The organism is Pseudomonas sp. KH_050, from assembly GCF_057838875.1.
In genome coordinates, this window is record NZ_CM174478.1 from 4,513,891 (window position 1) to 4,530,663 (window position 16,773).

Genomic DNA, 16,773 nt, shown 5'->3' on the forward strand with positions numbered 1-16,773 from the left:
CTGATCCAGCCTTAACTATGCTTGAGCGCTGAGCAGTGAGTACGACTTCATGGAGAGCTCCGCAATGCCCAGTCCACTGCGCCCGGATAGACGTCGCTTGCCCCTGCATGTCCATATCAGTGTGATGTTCACCCTTCTGCTGTTGTTTACCGGGGTCGTCCTGGGTCTCTTCAATTACCGACAAACCACGCAGATCATTCTTTCCAGCAGTCAAAAACTGTTCGACCGGATAGAACAGGATGTGCGGCTCGATCTTCAGGCCACCTATGAACCGATCCGCCATCTGCTCAGCCTGTTGGCCGATTATCCGCACACCACGGCGCCCGACCTTGAGCACCGACTGGCACTGCTCAAGCCCTTCAGCCAATCGCTCAAAGACAACCCGGAACTGGCATCGCTCTACCTCGGCTACACCGATGGCGACTTTTTCATGGTTCGTCCACTGCGTAACACAGCGCTGAAGGAGCACTTCAAGGCTCCGGACAACGCCGCCTATCAGGTCTGGAGCATCGAGCGAAACGGCAATACCGGGCAAGTCCACTCCCAATCGTTGTTTTTCGATCAGTCGCTGGTCCCGCTTGGCGGTTACGACTATCCACAAGAAACCTACGATCCGCGCACTCGCGCCTGGTTTGCCAGCGCGCGCGCCGATGCCGATCAAATCACTACAGAGCCGTATCTGTTTTTCTCGACCCGCAATGTCGGGACCACCCTCGCCCGCCGCAGCAACGACAGTGCAGTGATGGGGGCCGACCTGACACTGAGCGAGCTGTCTGCCACGCTGGCCAAGCATGTGGTCACCCCCGACACCCAGATTGCGCTCTTCGATGCCGACGGCAATGCCATTGCCTACCCCGATAGCAGCAAGCTGGTGGTCGACAGCCAGACCGCACGCCTGATCAAGGTCAACGACCTGAACCCGGCCCTGGATGCCCTGCTCAAGAGCGATATCAACAACAACCACCTCATGGTGGGCAACCGCCAATGGGTCGTTGCCCGTAGCAGCATGCAGGAGGGCGGGCCGCGCGGCGTGCAACTGGCGCTGTTGGTTCCTGAAGATGAGCTGCTCGCAGATGCCTATCGAATGCGCTGGCAGGGCGCGTTGATTACCTTGACCACCTTGTTGCTGTGCCTGCCCCTGGGTTGGCTGACCTCGCGAATCCTGGTCAAGCCGCTGCGCGCACTGGTCCAGGAAGCCGATGCGATCCGCAGTTTCGACTTCAATTACCCGGTCACCCGCCGTTCGCCGGTATTGGAAGTCGACCAACTCAGTATCTCCATGGCACGCATGAAAGACACCCTGGCGAGCTTCTTCGAGATCACTGCCAGTCTTTCTGCAGAGACTCGCTTTGACTCATTGTTACAGCGGGTGCTGTTCGAGACCGTGAAAATCGGCGAGGCCCAGGCCGGCTTGATCTATCTGCGCGAAGGCGACGGCACTCGCCTTGAGCCCCACGGGCTGATCATCAACGGCGCCGTGCAGAATCTGCAGTCGTTCGCTATCCGGGCACATGACCCGCAAGACCCGCAAAGCCCGAACTGGCTGCAGCAACTGACGAACAATGAGAATGTCGTTGCCACCCTTGGATTCCAGCAGGCAGCAGGCTTGCAGAGCGTACTGCTGGCCCTCGAATGCCCAAGCGTTCACCTGATCGGTATCCGCCTGCACAACCGCCACAACGAGACGGTCGGCATACTCGCCCTGTTGCTGGCCGATAGCGGCAATGAAGCGGACCTGGAAAAGCTGCGCCCTGACCGGATCGCGTTTATCCAGGCAGTTTCCGGTGCAGCGGCGGCCTGCATTGAAAGCCAACGGTTGCAAGCCAGGCAAAAACAGCTACTCGACTCATTCATCCAGTTAATGGCCGGCGCGATCGATGCCAAGAGCCCATACACCGGGGGCCATTGCCAACGGGTACCGGCCTTGACCCTGATGCTCGCTCAAGCGGCGGCGGCCAGCCAGCAACCGGCATTCAGCGCTTACCAGCCCACCGAAGATGAATGGGAAACCTTGCATATAGCCGCTTGGCTGCACGATTGCGGCAAAGTCACTACACCCGAATACGTAGTCGACAAAGCCACCAAACTGGAAACACTCTACGACCGCATTCACGAAATTCGAACCCGCTTCGAAGTGCTCAAGCGCGACGCCTGGATCGACTACTGGCAAGCCCGTGCACTGGGTGCTGACGAACAGCAAATGGCTGAGCTGCGCAACGCCTGCCTGGCGGAGCTCGACGACGACTTCGCATTCATCGCCCGCAGCAACCTCGGCGGCGAAACCATGGCCGAAGCCGATCTGCAACGTCTGCGCAGGATCGCTCAGCGGACCTGGACCCGCACCCTTGATGATCGTCTGGGGGTTTCCTGGGAAGAGAACAAACGCCAGGAACGTACGCCCGCCCCAACCCTTCCGGTCACCGAGCCCTTGCTGGCCGACAAACCCGAGCATCTGTTCGAGCGTGCCGAAGCCGAACTCATCCCGTCCGATAACCCGTGGGGATTCAAGCTCGAGGTGCCGAAGTACAAGTACAACCGCGGCGAACTCTACAACCTGAGTATTGCCCGAGGCACGTTGACCTGCGAGGAGCGTTACATCATCAATCACCACATGGTGCAGACCATCAGGATGCTCAGTCACCTGCCCTTTCCCGGGCACTTGGGCAACGTCACCGAAATCGCCGGCGGCCACCACGAAAAGATGGATGGCAGCGGTTATCCAAAACAGTTGAAACGCGAGGAGATGAGCCTGGCGGCACGGATGATGGCGATTGCCGATATCTTCGAGGCCCTGACGGCCGCGGACCGTCCCTACAAGAAAGCCAAGACCTTGAGTGAAGCACTGGGCATCATGGCCACGATGTGCCGCGAAGCCCATATCGATCCCGAATTGTTCGGGCTGTTCATTCAGGATGAAATCTATCTGCAATACGCCAATCAATTCCTGCAGCCGCAGCAGATCGATGCGGTAGACCCTGACAAGCTGCTCGGCAAAGCCGGGCTAAGCGCCTGATCAGCAGTCGCTCAAGCGCAGGAAAATCGCCGCCAGCTGCTCGATGCCGGCCTGGTCCTGCTCGGTAAAGCGCGCCAGCCTGGGGCTGTCCAGATCCAGTACACCAATCAATCGACCGCCTTTGACCAGTGGCACTACCAGCTCACTGTTCGACGCACTGTCACAGGCGATATGCCCGGCGAACGCATGCACATCCTCGACCCGTTGGGTTTGCAAGGTTGCCGCGGCAGCCCCGCATACACCGCGACCGAACGGGATTCGCACGCAGGCGATCTGCCCCTGGAACGGACCGAGGACCAATTGCTCATCGCGATTGAGGTAGAACCCGGCCCAGTTCAAATCATCCAGCTGGTTGAACAAAAAGGCCGAGAACTGTGCGGCGTTGGCAATGAAGTCACGCTCATCGGCCAATAATGATTCAAGCTGGGCACACAACATTGCATAACCATCGAGGCCCTCAGCGCTTTTCTGCAAATCGATCATGCTTCTTGCTCCAGCAATTTCAGCCCAACCCAATACCGCGCGAATTGATAGGCGCAACGCCCGTTGCGATTGCCGCGTCCGGTTGCCCAGCGAACGGCCAGAATCTCCAGCTCTTCAGTGCGCTGCCATTGCAGGCCGGCCTTGCGCGCCAGCTCACCGATCCAGTGCTCGACCACATTGAGAAAGTGTTCCTGGGTAAAGGGATAAAACGACAACCACAGGCCAAAACGGTCCGACAGGGCAATCTTGTCTTCTACCGCTTCATTGGGGTGCAGCTCGCCATCGACCATTTTCCAGTTCTCGTTGTCGCTTTGCTTCTCCGGAACCAGATGTCGGCGATTCGAGGTCGCGTACAACAACACGTTGTCCGGAGCCTGTTCCAGCGAGCCGTCGAGCACACTTTTGAGGACTCGATAGTCGCCCTCGCCCGCCTCGAACGACAAATCATCACAAAACAGCACGAACCGCTGTGGCAGCTTTTGCAACTGCTCGACCACTCGGGGCAAATCCGCCAGATGATCGCGCTCGATCTCTATCAGCCGCAGACCGTCCTTGGCATGCTCGGACAGCAAGGCCCGGACCAACGAAGATTTTCCGGTCCCACGCGAGCCCCAGAGCAAGGCGTGGTTGGCCGGCAGGCCATCGAGGAACTGCCGGGTATTGCGTCCCAGCTGCTCGCACTGCTTATCCACCCCGATCAGATCGGACAAACGCGTGTCCAGGCTGACCTCCAGTGGCAACAGGTAGCCGCTGCGTCCTTCACGCTGCCAGCGGGCGGCCAGGCACCCGGTCCAGTCAATGGTTTGTCGCGGTGCGGGCAGTAAAGGCTCAAGGCGAGCCAGAACCGCATCGGCGCGTTCGAGAAAAGCATTTAATCGAGAATCCACGACTTCTCCTCAGGCACATTCACGGTAATGATGTTGTCCATACAATCGGCATCGCGCGCCGATTCAGAGCAGGATGCAGGACTGACACCGAGCCTGCCGATAATCAACGGTGATCAGCTATGCTTGTCCAGCGAAGGGATACGGAAGTGGTTCAGCAGCCCATGGATATCAAGTTCACCAACCGCCTGTCTTACAAACAGGCCAGGCTCACTGTGCTGGTCGGTTTCATTCTCGGAACCCTGCTCAGTCTGCTGCAGATAGGCATCGATTATGCCAGCGAAGACGCCTCCATCAATCGAGAAATACTCTCTCTGCTGGAAATCAGCCATAACCCGGCCTCGCGAATCGCCTACAACATCGACTCCGAGCTCGCCCAGGAACTGACCCTGGGCCTATTGCGGTCCCCAGCGATCATCGGCGCGCGACTGATCGATAACGACAATACAGTCCTTGCCAGCGTCAAGCGCCCCGGCCAGCAAAGCAGTTATCGGCTGATCAGCGACTTCCTGTTTGGCGCCGAGCGACAATTCGAGGACCGGCTCTATCTCGATCAGATGCCCGAGGAGTCGTTGGGCACCCTGCATCTGGATGTGGATACCTACGCATTCGGCAGCCGCTTTCTGAGCAGGGCCGAGGTAACACTGCTCAACGGCTTTACCCGCAGCCTGCTGTTGAGCGGGATTCTGTTGGCGCTGTTCTACGTCATGCTGACCAAACCTCTGGTTCGGGTCATCCGCGAACTCAGCAGCCGGGACCCGCGAAGCGCCGACCCGACACCGCTGGATTATCCCCATGGCCACGTAAACGATGAAATCGGCGTACTGGTCAAAGCCGCCAACCAACAATTCAAAAACATGGCCACCGAAATTCAGCAGCGACGCAACGCCGAGAACCGCCTGACCGATTACCTCGGGCAACTGGAGAACATTGTCTCGGCGCGCACCACCGAACTCAAAGCCATCAACACCCGTTTGAGCCTGTCCAACGAAGAGCTCCAACTCGCTCGCAGCACGGCCCTCGACATGGCTGAGGCGCGCTCGGCATTCCTGGCCAACATGAGTCATGAAATCCGCACCCCGCTCAACGGTCTGCTGGGGATGATCGCCCTTTCGCTGGACAGTGCGCTGACGGCCGAACAGCGTCAGCAACTGTCGATTGCCCATGATTCAGGCAAGGTATTGGTGGAGCTGCTCAACGATATTCTCGACCTGTCAAAGTTCGACGCCGGTCAACTGGAGCTTGAACGTATCCCCTTCGACCTCGGGGTGCTGGTCGAAGACACCGCCAATCTGCTGTCGCAGAACGCCGCTCCGAGTGTTGAGCTTGCTTGCCTGATTGACCCGCAGTTTCCGGCATTGGTGCTGGGTGATCCGACACGGGTACGCCAGATCGTCAGCAACCTGTTGTCCAACGCCCTGAAATTCACCCGCTTCGGCCGCGTCGATGTACGCCTGAGCCACTATGAAGGGGGCGTCAGAATCGAGATCTGCGATACCGGCATCGGCATCGCTCAGGACGCTCAGGTCAAGATTTTCCAGCCCTTCACCCAGGCAGGTGCCGGTATTACCCGGCAGTTTGGCGGCACCGGCCTGGGTCTGGCGCTGACCTACAACCTCTGCGAAGCGATGCAGGGCCGGCTGACCATCAGTTCCGAGACGGGATTCGGCAGCCAGTTTTGCGCCGACCTGCCATTGCCCTGCCACACTCCGGTCGCCGCCGCGCCGCAACTGCGAGGGCACATTGTTGCCATCACTGCCGCCAATAGCGGCCTGGCCGAACTGTTGCACAGCCAGCTGCCCGGCTGGGGACTGGACTATAAACGGCGCAGCATCGACGATTCGCTGATCGGTCTCACTGCTGACCTGCTGATCACCGACTGTCCTGAATGTCTGTTCGGGATACGTCCCGCCATCCAGGCGCCAGTTCTTTTGGTGACTGCCTATGGCAGCTTCATGCCCAGCGAGCAAGTCACCGCTCTGGCGCCCTTGCAGCAACAGGCTCGGCCCCTTGCACGTAACGCGCTGTACCAAACCTTGCGGCGAACCTTGCAGGTCAAGACCAGCACCCTCTACGACCCGGAGCCTGAAGCCCTGTCGCCGCAGCGGCGGGCGCGCATCCTGTTGGTGGAGGACAACCCGGTCAATCAACTGGTGGCCAAAGGCATGCTCAGCAAACTTGGCTGCGAAGTCACCGTTGCAGCCCAAGGCGCGGAGGCCCTGGATCTGCTCGAATACTACAGCTTCGACCTGGTACTGATGGACTGCAACATGCCGGTCATGGACGGCTATGAAGCCAGTCGGCAGATTCGCCGCAGTGGTCGCTGGCCCGATCTGCCCATCGTCGCGCTGACCGCCAATGCCATGCCCGAAGAGCGTGAACGCTGCCGCGCGGCCGGGATGAGCGACTATCTGGCCAAACCGTTCCGCCGAGAAGAACTGGCAAGTCTGCTCGAGCTTTGGGTACCCGTTACGGCAACGCTTTGATCTGCACCAGCAGCTGGTCCAGACCGCTGCGCAGTTCATTGAGACGGACCGGATCGACATCGCTGTCGCACAACAGCCGCGCCTTGAGCGGCGCGACCCGCTCGCGCAAGGCCGCCCCGACCTCAGACAGGCTCAAATGCACCTCACGCTCATCCCGGGCCGAGCGTTGACGCTGTACCAGTGCCATCTGTTCAAGACGCTTGAGCAACGGCGTGAGCGTTCCTGAGTCAAGGATCAAACGTTCGCCCAGGGCTTTCACCGTAGGCTGCTCAGGCGGTGAGTCCTGCCACTCCCACAACACCAGCATGGCCAGGTATTGCGGATAGGTCAGTCCCAGCTGGTCGAGCATCGGTTTGTAGGCGCGAATGACTGCCCGAGAAGCGGCGTACAGCTTGAAGCAGAGCTGACTGTCAAGCTTGAGCGAATCGACTGACAGTTCATTCATTTCAGTAATGCTTCAATCTCGCTGGTCAAATCCTGCGGTTTGGTCGCCGGAGCAAAACGCTTGACCACCTGGCCGTCCTGGCCGATCAGAAATTTGGTGAAGTTCCATTTGATGCCTTGGGAGCCCAGCACCCCCGGAGCGCGTTTCTTTAACTGCACGAACAGCGGGTGAGCCTCGCTGCCATTGACATCGATTTTCTTGAACAACGGGAAACTCACACCAAAATTCAGCTCGCAGAACTCGGAAATCGCCCCTTCATTTCCCGGTTCCTGTTTGCCGAACTGGTTGCACGGGAAGCCAAGCACTACAAGGCCCCGGTCCTTGTAACTCTGCCAAAGCTCCTCCAGCCCTTTGTATTGCGGCGTGAAACCACACTTGCTCGCCGTATTGACCACCAGCACGGCTTTGCCTGCGTAATCGGCCAGGGTTTTTTGCTCACCCTTGATGGTGGTGCAAGGGATATCCAGCAGGTTGTCGGTCATGGCGCAGGCTCCTGAAACGGAAATAGCGGATAAACATAGCGGGCAATTGAATTGCGCGCAATGTAATTGCCCGAATTTTAGAACGACAGTTCCATAAATATCTAACCCGACAATTCACGGCTTTACAGGGTTAACGTAGGAGCTGGCGAAGCCTGCGATCTTTTGGCGGTTCTGGGTATTGCCAAGAATCAAGATCAAAAGATCGCAGCCTGCGGCAGCTCCTACAGGCCCCGCGGCACCAGCTCCAGGCACACCGAGTTGATGCAGTAGCGCAGACCGGTCGGTGGCGGACCATCCGGGAACACATGGCCCAGATGCGCATCGCATTTGGCACAGACCACTTCGGTACGAATCATGCCGTGACTTGCATCGCGGATCTCGACCATGGCGCTTTTGCCGATCGGCTCGTAGAAACTTGGCCAGCCGCAGCCCGAATCGAACTTGGCTTTGGAGTCGAACAGCGGTTCATTGCAGCAAATGCAGTGATAAACACCGTCGGTTTTAGTGCCGTTGTACTTGCCAGAAAACGGCCGCTCAGTGCCTTTGAGGCGACAAACGTTGTACTGCTCCGGATCGAGCATCGCGCGCCATTCATCAAGGGTTTTTTCCAATTTTTCCATGATCCTGCCTCGGCAACTGAAAAAGCCTGATCTGTATCTTTTCCACGGATCAGGCGGCACGTATGATTGCGCCTCGTTAAACGCCAGTCTGGCAGCCGTGTCACGCGCATTCAAACGGATTTTCACGCTGCGACGCCGGTTACAGGCCTGTGTGAAAACGCAGGATTCCCAGTACGGTAGTTCAAACACCGCCTGGATCGTTCATTTTCAGGAACACATCGCCATGCAGGTCAGCAAATCGAACAAGCTCGCCAACGTCTGTTATGACATTCGCGGCCCGGTGCTCAAGCACGCCAAACGCCTGGAAGAGGAAGGTCATCGCATCCTCAAGCTGAACATCGGCAACCCGGCACCCTTTGGTTTCGAAGCACCCGACGAAATCCTTCAGGACGTCATTCGCAACCTGCCGACCGCGCAAGGCTACAGCGACTCCAAGGGCCTGTTCAGCGCCCGCAAGGCCGTCATGCAGTACTACCAGCAAAAGCAGGTGGAAGGCGTCGGCATTGAAGACATCTACCTGGGTAACGGCGTTTCCGAGTTGATCGTGATGTCGATGCAGGCCCTGCTGAACAACGGTGACGAAGTGCTGATCCCGGCACCCGACTACCCGTTATGGACCGCCGCGGTCAGTCTGGCGGGCGGCAATCCGGTGCATTACCTGTGCGACGAACAGGCCGACTGGTTCCCCGACCTGGCCGACATCAAGGCCCGGATCACGCCGAACACCAAGGCCATGGTAATCATCAACCCGAACAACCCGACCGGCGCGGTGTACTCCCGCGAGCTGCTGCTGGGCATGCTGGAACTGGCGCGCCAGCACAAGCTGGTGGTGTTCTCCGACGAAATCTACGACAAGATTCTCTACGACGATGCCGTGCACATCTGCACCGCTTCGCTGGCCCCTGACCTGCTCTGCCTGACCTTCAACGGCCTGTCCAAGTCCTACCGCGTGGCAGGCTTCCGTTCTGGCTGGGTGGCCATCTCCGGTCCCAAGCACAATGCCCAGAGCTACATCGAGGGCATCGACATGCTGGCCAACATGCGCCTGTGTGCCAATGTGCCGAGCCAGCATGCGATCCAGACGGCCTTGGGCGGCTATCAGAGCATCAACGACCTGGTGTTGCCGGCGGGTCGCCTGCTGGAACAGCGCAACCGCACCTGGGAACTGCTCAACGACATTCCGGGTGTCAGCTGCGTCAAGCCTATGGGTGCGCTGTACGCCTTCCCGCGAATCGATCCGAAGATCTGTCCGATCCACAACGATGAAAAATTCGTGCTCGATCTGCTGCTCTCGGAAAAACTGCTGGTGGTCCAGGGCACGGCCTTCAACTGGCCGTGGCCTGACCACTTCCGCGTCGTGACCCTGCCACGGCTGGACGATCTGGACCAGGCGATCGGCCGAATCGGTAATTTCCTGAAGACCTATCGGCAGTAGTCCCATCAGGCTGTGCGACTTTTACCAAGTCGCACAGAGATTAAATCCAGCAACACATCTCTATTTCCAGTAAAACATCCCCCGCCCGGACCTTTGCGGTTTGCGTGATCAGGCACCATGCCTAATGACTACGGGACCCGCAGCTGTAAGAAAGGCATCAAGCGGTTCCCGGAACCACACCGGAAAATCCCTGCAAACGTCTACAATCCAGCTGTAAGACACAGTTTGAAATAGTCACTTGGTTGAATAGCCCGGTGCAGCACCTTATATACCCCGCAGTACGCTACATCTTTAGCATGAGGAGATTTCTACAACCATGATGCGCATCTTGCTGTTTTTGGCCACTAACCTGGCGGTCGTGCTGATTGCCAGCATCACCCTGAGCCTTTTCGGCTTTAACGGGTTCATGGCGGCCAATGGGGTTGATCTCAACCTCAATCAGCTGCTGATCTTCTGTGCGGTCTTCGGTTTCGCAGGTTCGCTGTTCTCGCTGTTCATCTCCAAGTGGATGGCGAAGATGAGCACCAGCACCCAAATCATCACCCAGCCGCGCACTCGCCACGAACAATGGCTGCTGCAGACCGTCGAGCAATTGTCCCGCGAAGCTGGGATCAAGATGCCTGAAGTCGGGATCTTCCCGGCCTATGAGGCCAACGCCTTCGCCACCGGCTGGAACAAGAACGACGCGCTGGTCGCTGTCAGCCAGGGCTTGCTGGAGCGCTTTTCGCCGGATGAAGTGAAAGCTGTGCTGGCCCACGAAATCGGTCACGTGGCCAATGGCGACATGGTAACCCTGGCACTGATACAAGGCGTGGTGAACACCTTCGTGATGTTCTTCGCTCGAATTATCGGCAACTTCGTCGACAAGGTGATTTTCAAGAACGAAGAAGGTCAGGGCATCGCCTACTACGTGGCGACTATCTTCGCTGAACTGGTACTGGGCATCCTGGCCAGCGCGATCGTCATGTGGTTCTCGCGCAAACGCGAATTCCGTGCAGACGAGGCCGGGGCCAGCCTGGCCGGCACCAACGCGATGATCGGCGCCCTGCAGCGCCTGCGTTCGGAACAAGGCCTGCCGGTACACATGCCGGACACCTTGACTGCGTTCGGCATCAATGGCGGCATCAAGCAAGGCCTGGCTCGCATGTTCATGAGCCACCCTCCGCTGGAAGAGCGCATCGATGCCCTGCGCCGTCGCGGCTGATAGCAGTCACTGAACCACCCAAAGGGGCGACGCAAGTCGCCCTTTTGCATTGGCCTCGACCCCGTCAGTTTTTTACCAGACGATAAACCCGCTCATCCAGGCTGGTAACGCCGCCCTGGAGAAACTTCCAGCTCTCGCCGAGGATATCCCGCTCTTCCTCGACCCGAAGTTGCCAGTGATCGCCAAGCAGGCTTCTGGCTTCAGCATCGACCACCGCAAACGGCGGCCCGGCCATCTGCATCTGGTCGTAGTCCAGAGTAATCAGCAAACCCTCACAACCCGACGGCAGGATCCGGCTCAGGTGCGCTGCGTACTGCTCGCGCATCATTGACGGTAGGGCAATCAGCGCCGCCCGGTCATAGAGCGCCGCGCACTCGGCCACATCCTCGGCAGTCAAGGCAAAGAAGTCCCCACACCACAGCTCTATCAAGCCCACCTGATAAACCGTGAAAACGCCCCGCTGGCTGATCTGCGGCTCAAGCTGCTGCTCGCTGAAAAAATCTGTCACAGCCTTTTCTGACAACTCGATGCCCTGCACCTGATGACCACAACTGGCGAGCCACACAAGGTCCAGGCTTTTTCCACATAATGGCACCAGCACCCGCGAGCCTTGTGCCAGGCCTAACCTGGGCCACAAGCGCAGCAGGTAGGGATTGACCTCCGGCAGATGAAAGCCAATCTGATTGCGCTCCCAACGCTTGTTCCAAAACTCTGGCTGCATAAATCACCTCGAAAATTCGATCAAAAAGCACTAAAACTTATATTAGATTTAGATCAATGATCTGACTGAAGATGGTCTCATCTTAACGCTCAGGAGTTCATTCATGTTTCCCAGTCTGTTCATTTCCCATGGCTCACCCATGCTCGCCCTGGAACCCGGCGCCAGTGGCCCGGCCCTCGCCCGCCTGGCCGCCGAACTGCCGAAACCGAAGGCCATCGTTATTGTCTCCGCTCACTGGGAAAGTAATGAGCTGCTGGTCAACGGCAATCCTCAACCTGAAACCTGGCATGACTTCGGCGGCTTCCCGGCTGCGCTGTTCGCCGTGCAATATCCCGCATCGGGCGAGCCACAACTGGCCACTGAGGTGGTCGATCTATTGAAGGCTGACGGGCTCACCGCGAGCATCGACACCAAGCGGCCATTCGATCATGGGGTCTGGGTGCCTTTGTCGCTGATGTATCCCCGGGCCGATATACCGGTGGTGCAAATCTCGCTGCCCAGTCGTCAGGGCCCAGCCCTGCAGACCCGCGTCGGCCGCGCCTTGGCCAGCCTGCGTGAGCAAGGCGTATTGCTGATCGGCTCTGGCAGCATTACCCATAACTTGCGCGAACTGGACTGGCACGCCGGCCCGGAAAGCGTTGAGCCCTGGGCCAAGGCATTCCGCGACTGGGCGATCGACAGACTCGCCGCCAACGACGAAGCCGCCCTGCATGACTATCGCCAGCAAGCACCCCATGCCGCGCGCAGCCATCCCAGCGACGAGCATTTGCTGCCACTGTATTTTGCTCGTGGTGCCGGCGGGGATTTCAGCATCGCCCACCAAGGCTTCACCATGGGCGCACTCGGGATGGACATCTATCGGTTTGGTTGAAGATGATGGCGTCCTCTCCCTTGTGTGCGGGCTTGCCCGCGAAGGGGGCGGCGTACCTGACACACAGCGTCGACTTCCTTCATCGCAGGCAAGCCACAAGATCAAAAGATCGCAGCCTGCGGCAGCTCCTACAGGGGAATGCGTATTCCAGGCCGGCCGGTAGGCCGCATCGCTTTTGCTTTTGATCTGGCTTTTGATCTACGCCGCTCCCACACCGACCGCATCAAACCCTCCCCCGCCTACCCCCGCTGACCTGCCGAGCCAAGACAAATGACAGACAAAAAAATCCCCGAACCAGTCGGGGATTTTTTATGTTCGATCAATCAGCTCGAGAGCGGATCAATCTTCGCGATAGCGACGCAGTTTCAGCTGCTTACCGGCAACACGAGTGTCCTTCAGTTTGGTCAGCAGACGCTCCAGACCATCTTCCGGCAACTCAACCAGGCTGAAGCTGTCACGCACCTGGATGCGACCGATAGCTTCACGGGCCAGGCCACCTTCGTTGAGGATAGCGCCCAGCAGGTTCTTGGCAGCGATGCCATCACGCGCACCCAGCGCGGTACGGCAACGAGCACGACCTTCAGCCAGTGGAACCGGAGCACGACGCTCACGATCACCACGATCACCACGGTCTGGACGATCACCGGAACGCTCTGGACGATCGCCACGCGGTGCGTTGTTCGGCACCAGTGGACGTTCCTTCTCGATAGCGGCCAGGGTCAGCGCTTGAGCGTTGGTAGCCTTGCGCAGCAGGGCTGCGGCCAGGGCACGCGGGGTGCAACCGATATCGGCGGTCAGGCGATCGAGCAGATCACCGTGGGTCGATTCAGCGTCAGCCACCAGCGGCGACAGGCTGTTGGTCAGTTTCTTGATGCGCGCATCGAGAACGGCTTGAGCGTCCGGCAGGCGAACTTCAGCAACCTTCTGACCGGTTACACGCTCGATCACTTGCAGCATGCGGCGCTCACGCGGAGTTACCAGCAGCAGTGCACGACCTTCGCGACCGGCACGGCCGGTACGGCCGATACGGTGAACGTAGGACTCTGGGTCGTATGGCATATCAACGTTGAACACGTGAGTGATACGCGGAACGTCCAGACCACGAGCGGCAACGTCGGTGGCCACAACGATGTCCAGACGGCCATCCTTGAGGGAATCGATCACGCGCTCACGCTGGTTCTGAGCAATGTCACCGTTCAGCGCAGCGGCTTTGTAGCCTTTGGCTTCCAGGGCGCTGGCCAGGTCCAGGGTCGCTTGCTTGGTGCGCACGAACATGATCAGGGCGTCGAAATCTTCCACTTCCAGCAGGCTCAATACAGCCGAGGTCTTCTGGTCAGCGTGAACCAACAGGTGAGCCTGTTCGATCGCGGTGACGGTCTGAGTCTTGGTCTGGATCTTCACGTGCTTCGGATCGCGCAGATGGCGTTCGGCGATGGCACGGATCGACTGCGGCAGAGTGGCCGAGAACAATACGGTCTGGCGGGTCGCCGGCATGGCCTTGAAGATAACTTCCAGGTCGTCCATGAAACCCAGTTTGAGCATTTCGTCCGCTTCGTCGAGAACCAGGTGGTTCACGGTAGCCAGGACTTTTTCGTCGCGACGCAGGTGGTCGCACAGACGACCCGGAGTGGCGACAACGATCTGTGCGCCATTACGGATAGCTTTCAGTTGTGGGCCCATCGGCGCGCCGCCGTAGACAGCCACAACAGTTACGCCGGGCATTTGCTTGGCGTAGGTTTCGAAAGCGGTTGCAACTTGCAGCGCCAGCTCACGGGTCGGAGCCAGGATCAGAGCCTGAGGCTCGCGCTTGGCAGGATCGATACAATGCAGGATCGGCAGGGCGAACGCAGCGGTTTTACCCGTACCGGTTTGCGCCTGACCAATCATGTCGTGACCGGCCATGATGATCGGGATCGATTGCTGCTGAATAGCCGAAGGCTCTTCATAGCCAGTCGCGATGACGGCTGCAAGGATATTTGGATGAAGTTCAAAAGCGGCGAAGCCGCCGGTTTCCTGGGTCATGGGTCTGCCTCTAAGTGCATCCGCAAAGACCCATGCTCCAAAGCTGCGCATGCCGTGTAAGACTCAAGAGTCGCCCTGGCTGCTTTGTCGGCGGGGATTTGCGAAAACGTGTGAATGAATGGAACGTCAAGGATCGTCCGCAGAGCGGACAAGCAGCCGAAGCTGGCTTCGGGGGAATTGCTATACCTGAACGTGGCCCGGTTAAAGGCCGGCGCGCACTATACCGGAAATACCGAAAAAAGGGAGAAATATTTATCAGAAAAATCACCTGTACACCTCTCTGTCACGGGCTTTGCGGATAATCTTCCCAACGTCTATTTTTTAAAGGCCCGAGCTTGTTGGCCAGGACGCTTAAACGCTTCATCTTTACAGGCTGAGCGCTTCAGTCCGAGAGACCTTTCCTCGCCCCAGGATATGCCATGAAACAGCCCAGCCCAAGTCGCGTCAGCCGTGAACAGCGCGGTCATATTCTGTTGATCGGCCTCGATCGCGTTGCCAAGCGCAATGCCTTCGACCTTGATCTGCTCAATGAGCTCAGCCTGGCCTATGGCGAGTTCGAACGTAATGCCGACGCCCGGGTGGCGGTGGTGTTCGGCCACGGCGAACACTTCACCGCCGGGCTCGACCTGGCAAATGTCGCGGCCGCCCTGACCGAAGGCTGGCAGGCACCGGCCGGAGGTTGCGACCCCTGGGGCGTATTCGCCGGGCCCAGGGTCACTAAACCGGTGATTGTCGCCGTGCAAGGCTATTGCCTGACCCTGGGCATCGAATTGATGCTGGCCGCCGATATCAACCTGTGCGCCAGCAACACACGCTTCGCCCAACTGGAAGTCCAGCGCGGGCTCTTCCCTTTCGGCGGCGCCACCTTGCGTCTGCATCAGATTGCTGGCTGGGGCAATGCCATGCGCTGGCTGCTGACCGGCGATGAGTTCGATGCCCATGAAGCCTTGCGCCTGGGTCTGGTGCAGGAAGTAATGGCCAGCGAAGACCTGATGCCCCGCGCACTTGAATTGGCAGAACGTATTGCCAGACAAGCACCACTAGGTGTCCAGGCGACCCTGATGTCGGCGCGCCAGGCGCGTCTGGAAGGTGAAACCGTCGCCACTCAAGGGTTGCTGCCGGTGGTCAAGAAGCTGCTGAACAGCGAGGATGCCAAGGAAGGTCTGCGGGCAATGCAGAAACGGCGGCCAGGGGTGTTCAAGGGGTGTTGAGAAGCCCCAGAAACCCCTGTGGCGAGGGGGCTTGCCCCCTCGCCACAATAGCTCCCCACAAGCCTTCAGGTCGCGGGGCGGATCGCCTTGACCAGCGACTGCAACGAGTAACCCAGCCGCGGCGCCAGTGCTTCGGACCTGGCGATCAGGCCGTCCATGTCCAGGGTTTGATCGAGATCCGCGGGAACGAACAGGATCACGTTGCCCTCCTTCACCGGCAGCTCCCAATAATGCCGGTGATAAAGACCACGCAGTAAAGCCGCGCCCAACGGCTTGCCGTCGTCAGTGGCCCATTGATTGATCACCAGCCAGCCACCCGGATTAAGGCGTTTCTGGCAGTTTTCCAGAAAACCCCAGGCCAGATGCCCGACGCCCGGGCCGACGTCGGTATAGAGGTCGACGAAAATCAGATCCGCCGACTCGGCCGTCTCGAGCAACTCGAGGGCATCGCCGATTCGGATATAAAGTCGAGGATCGTCATCCAGACCCAGGTATTCGATGGCCAGGCGGGGGACATCCGGGCGCAACTCGATGGCTTCGACGTCTTCCAGCGACAGAAACTTCAGGCAGGCCTGGGTCAGCGTGCCGGCGCCAAGGCCCAGAAACAGCGCGCTTTCCGGGGCGTCGTGGCACAGCGCACCGATCAGCATGGCCCGGGTGTAGTCGTACTCCAGCCAGCTTGGGTCGGCGGTGAACACGCAGCTCTGCTCGATGGCATCGCCAAATTCGAGAAAGCGATAATCCGCCACTTCCAGCACCCGAATCATGCCGAAATCATCGTGCACCTCGGCGAGCAGGCGCTCGACGCGCTCCTCAGTCATCTCATCTCCTAACCGTCACCGGGCTCAACCCGGTAACGCGATAAAGCCAACCGCTCGGTACCGAGCGGGAAAGGC

The 16,773-nt window shown here is 58.9% G+C and carries 14 protein-coding genes; 6 read left to right on the forward strand and 8 right to left on the reverse strand.

The genetic code is table 11. The annotated features are described in order from the left end of the window. Positions 1-64 precede the first annotated feature (64 nt). A complete protein-coding gene (locus AC3IUA_RS20490; RefSeq protein ID WP_489356730.1) occupies positions 65-3,013 on the forward strand; it encodes an HD domain-containing phosphohydrolase in 2,949 nt (982 codons plus the stop codon). On the opposite strand, the gene AC3IUA_RS20495 is transcribed toward AC3IUA_RS20490, so the two are convergent. Both AC3IUA_RS20495 and AC3IUA_RS20500 read right to left on the reverse strand, forming a co-directional pair. Then, positions 3,014-3,496 (reverse strand): GAF domain-containing protein, encoded by a 483-nt coding sequence (locus tag AC3IUA_RS20495; RefSeq protein ID WP_489356731.1) that lies wholly within the window; start codon positions 3,494-3,496, stop codon positions 3,014-3,016. Further along, positions 3,493-4,383, reverse strand: coding sequence for an ATP-binding protein (locus tag AC3IUA_RS20500; RefSeq protein ID WP_489356732.1), 891 nt, complete (start codon positions 4,381-4,383; stop codon positions 3,493-3,495). Before AC3IUA_RS20500 ends, AC3IUA_RS20495 begins: the two co-directional genes overlap by 4 nt. A 161-nt stretch (positions 4,384-4,544) precedes the next feature. On the opposite strand from AC3IUA_RS20500, the gene AC3IUA_RS20505 reads away from it, so the two are divergent. Beyond that, positions 4,545-6,866: a hybrid sensor histidine kinase/response regulator gene (locus AC3IUA_RS20505; RefSeq protein WP_489356733.1), complete on the forward strand. Its 2,322-nt coding sequence runs from the start codon at positions 4,545-4,547 to the stop codon at positions 6,864-6,866. Here the strand turns inward: AC3IUA_RS20505 and AC3IUA_RS20510 are convergent. The 3 genes from AC3IUA_RS20510 to msrB all read right to left on the reverse strand — a co-directional run bounded on the left by AC3IUA_RS20510 (position 6,850) and on the right by msrB (position 8,413). After that, positions 6,850-7,311 (reverse strand): MarR family winged helix-turn-helix transcriptional regulator, encoded by a 462-nt coding sequence (locus AC3IUA_RS20510; protein WP_489356734.1) that lies wholly within the window; start codon positions 7,309-7,311, stop codon positions 6,850-6,852. The two genes, AC3IUA_RS20505 and AC3IUA_RS20510, sit on opposite strands and share 17 nt — an antisense overlap. Next, entirely contained in the window at positions 7,308-7,793 is a 486-nt protein-coding gene (locus AC3IUA_RS20515) for a glutathione peroxidase (protein ID WP_489356735.1), read from the reverse strand. Before AC3IUA_RS20515 ends, AC3IUA_RS20510 begins: the two co-directional genes overlap by 4 nt. A 221-nt stretch (positions 7,794-8,014) precedes the next feature. Further along, positions 8,015-8,413, reverse strand: a complete 399-nt coding sequence (msrB, locus tag AC3IUA_RS20520; protein ID WP_489356736.1) for a peptide-methionine (R)-S-oxide reductase MsrB — start codon at positions 8,411-8,413, stop codon at positions 8,015-8,017. 223 nt (positions 8,414-8,636) lie between these two features. Here msrB and AC3IUA_RS20525 point away from each other — a divergent pair, with 223 nt between their 5' ends. Then, positions 8,637-9,848, forward strand: a complete 1,212-nt coding sequence (locus AC3IUA_RS20525) for a pyridoxal phosphate-dependent aminotransferase (protein ID WP_489356737.1) — start codon at positions 8,637-8,639, stop codon at positions 9,846-9,848. Positions 9,849-10,164: 316 nt separating this feature from the next. Further along, positions 10,165-11,052 (forward strand): protease HtpX, encoded by an 888-nt coding sequence (htpX, locus tag AC3IUA_RS20530; protein ID WP_489356738.1) that lies wholly within the window; start codon positions 10,165-10,167, stop codon positions 11,050-11,052. A 64-nt stretch (positions 11,053-11,116) separates the two neighbouring features. On the opposite strand, the gene AC3IUA_RS20535 is transcribed toward htpX, so the two are convergent. Then, positions 11,117-11,773, reverse strand: a complete 657-nt coding sequence (locus AC3IUA_RS20535; RefSeq protein ID WP_489356739.1) for a thiopurine S-methyltransferase — start codon at positions 11,771-11,773, stop codon at positions 11,117-11,119. 103 nt (positions 11,774-11,876) lie between these two features. Between AC3IUA_RS20535 and AC3IUA_RS20540 the strand changes: the two genes are divergently transcribed. After that, the gene (locus AC3IUA_RS20540) at positions 11,877-12,644 is read left to right on the forward strand and encodes a DODA-type extradiol aromatic ring-opening family dioxygenase (RefSeq protein WP_489356740.1); all 768 of its coding nucleotides are present in this window, start codon (positions 11,877-11,879) and stop codon (positions 12,642-12,644) included. Positions 12,645-12,983: 339 nt separating this feature from the next. On the opposite strand, the gene AC3IUA_RS20545 is transcribed toward AC3IUA_RS20540, so the two are convergent. After that, entirely contained in the window at positions 12,984-14,666 is a 1,683-nt protein-coding gene (locus AC3IUA_RS20545; protein ID WP_489356741.1) for a DEAD/DEAH box helicase, read from the reverse strand. A gap of 419 nt (positions 14,667-15,085) precedes the next feature. Here AC3IUA_RS20545 and AC3IUA_RS20550 point away from each other — a divergent pair, with 419 nt between their 5' ends. Further along, positions 15,086-15,877: a crotonase/enoyl-CoA hydratase family protein gene (locus tag AC3IUA_RS20550; protein WP_489356742.1), complete on the forward strand. Its 792-nt coding sequence runs from the start codon at positions 15,086-15,088 to the stop codon at positions 15,875-15,877. A gap of 65 nt (positions 15,878-15,942) precedes the next feature. Here AC3IUA_RS20550 and AC3IUA_RS20555 read toward each other — a convergent pair whose 3' ends face one another. Then, on the reverse strand, positions 15,943-16,698 hold the full coding sequence (locus AC3IUA_RS20555; protein ID WP_489356743.1) for a spermidine synthase: 756 nt from the start codon (positions 16,696-16,698) through the stop codon (positions 15,943-15,945). Positions 16,699-16,773 lie beyond the last annotated feature (75 nt).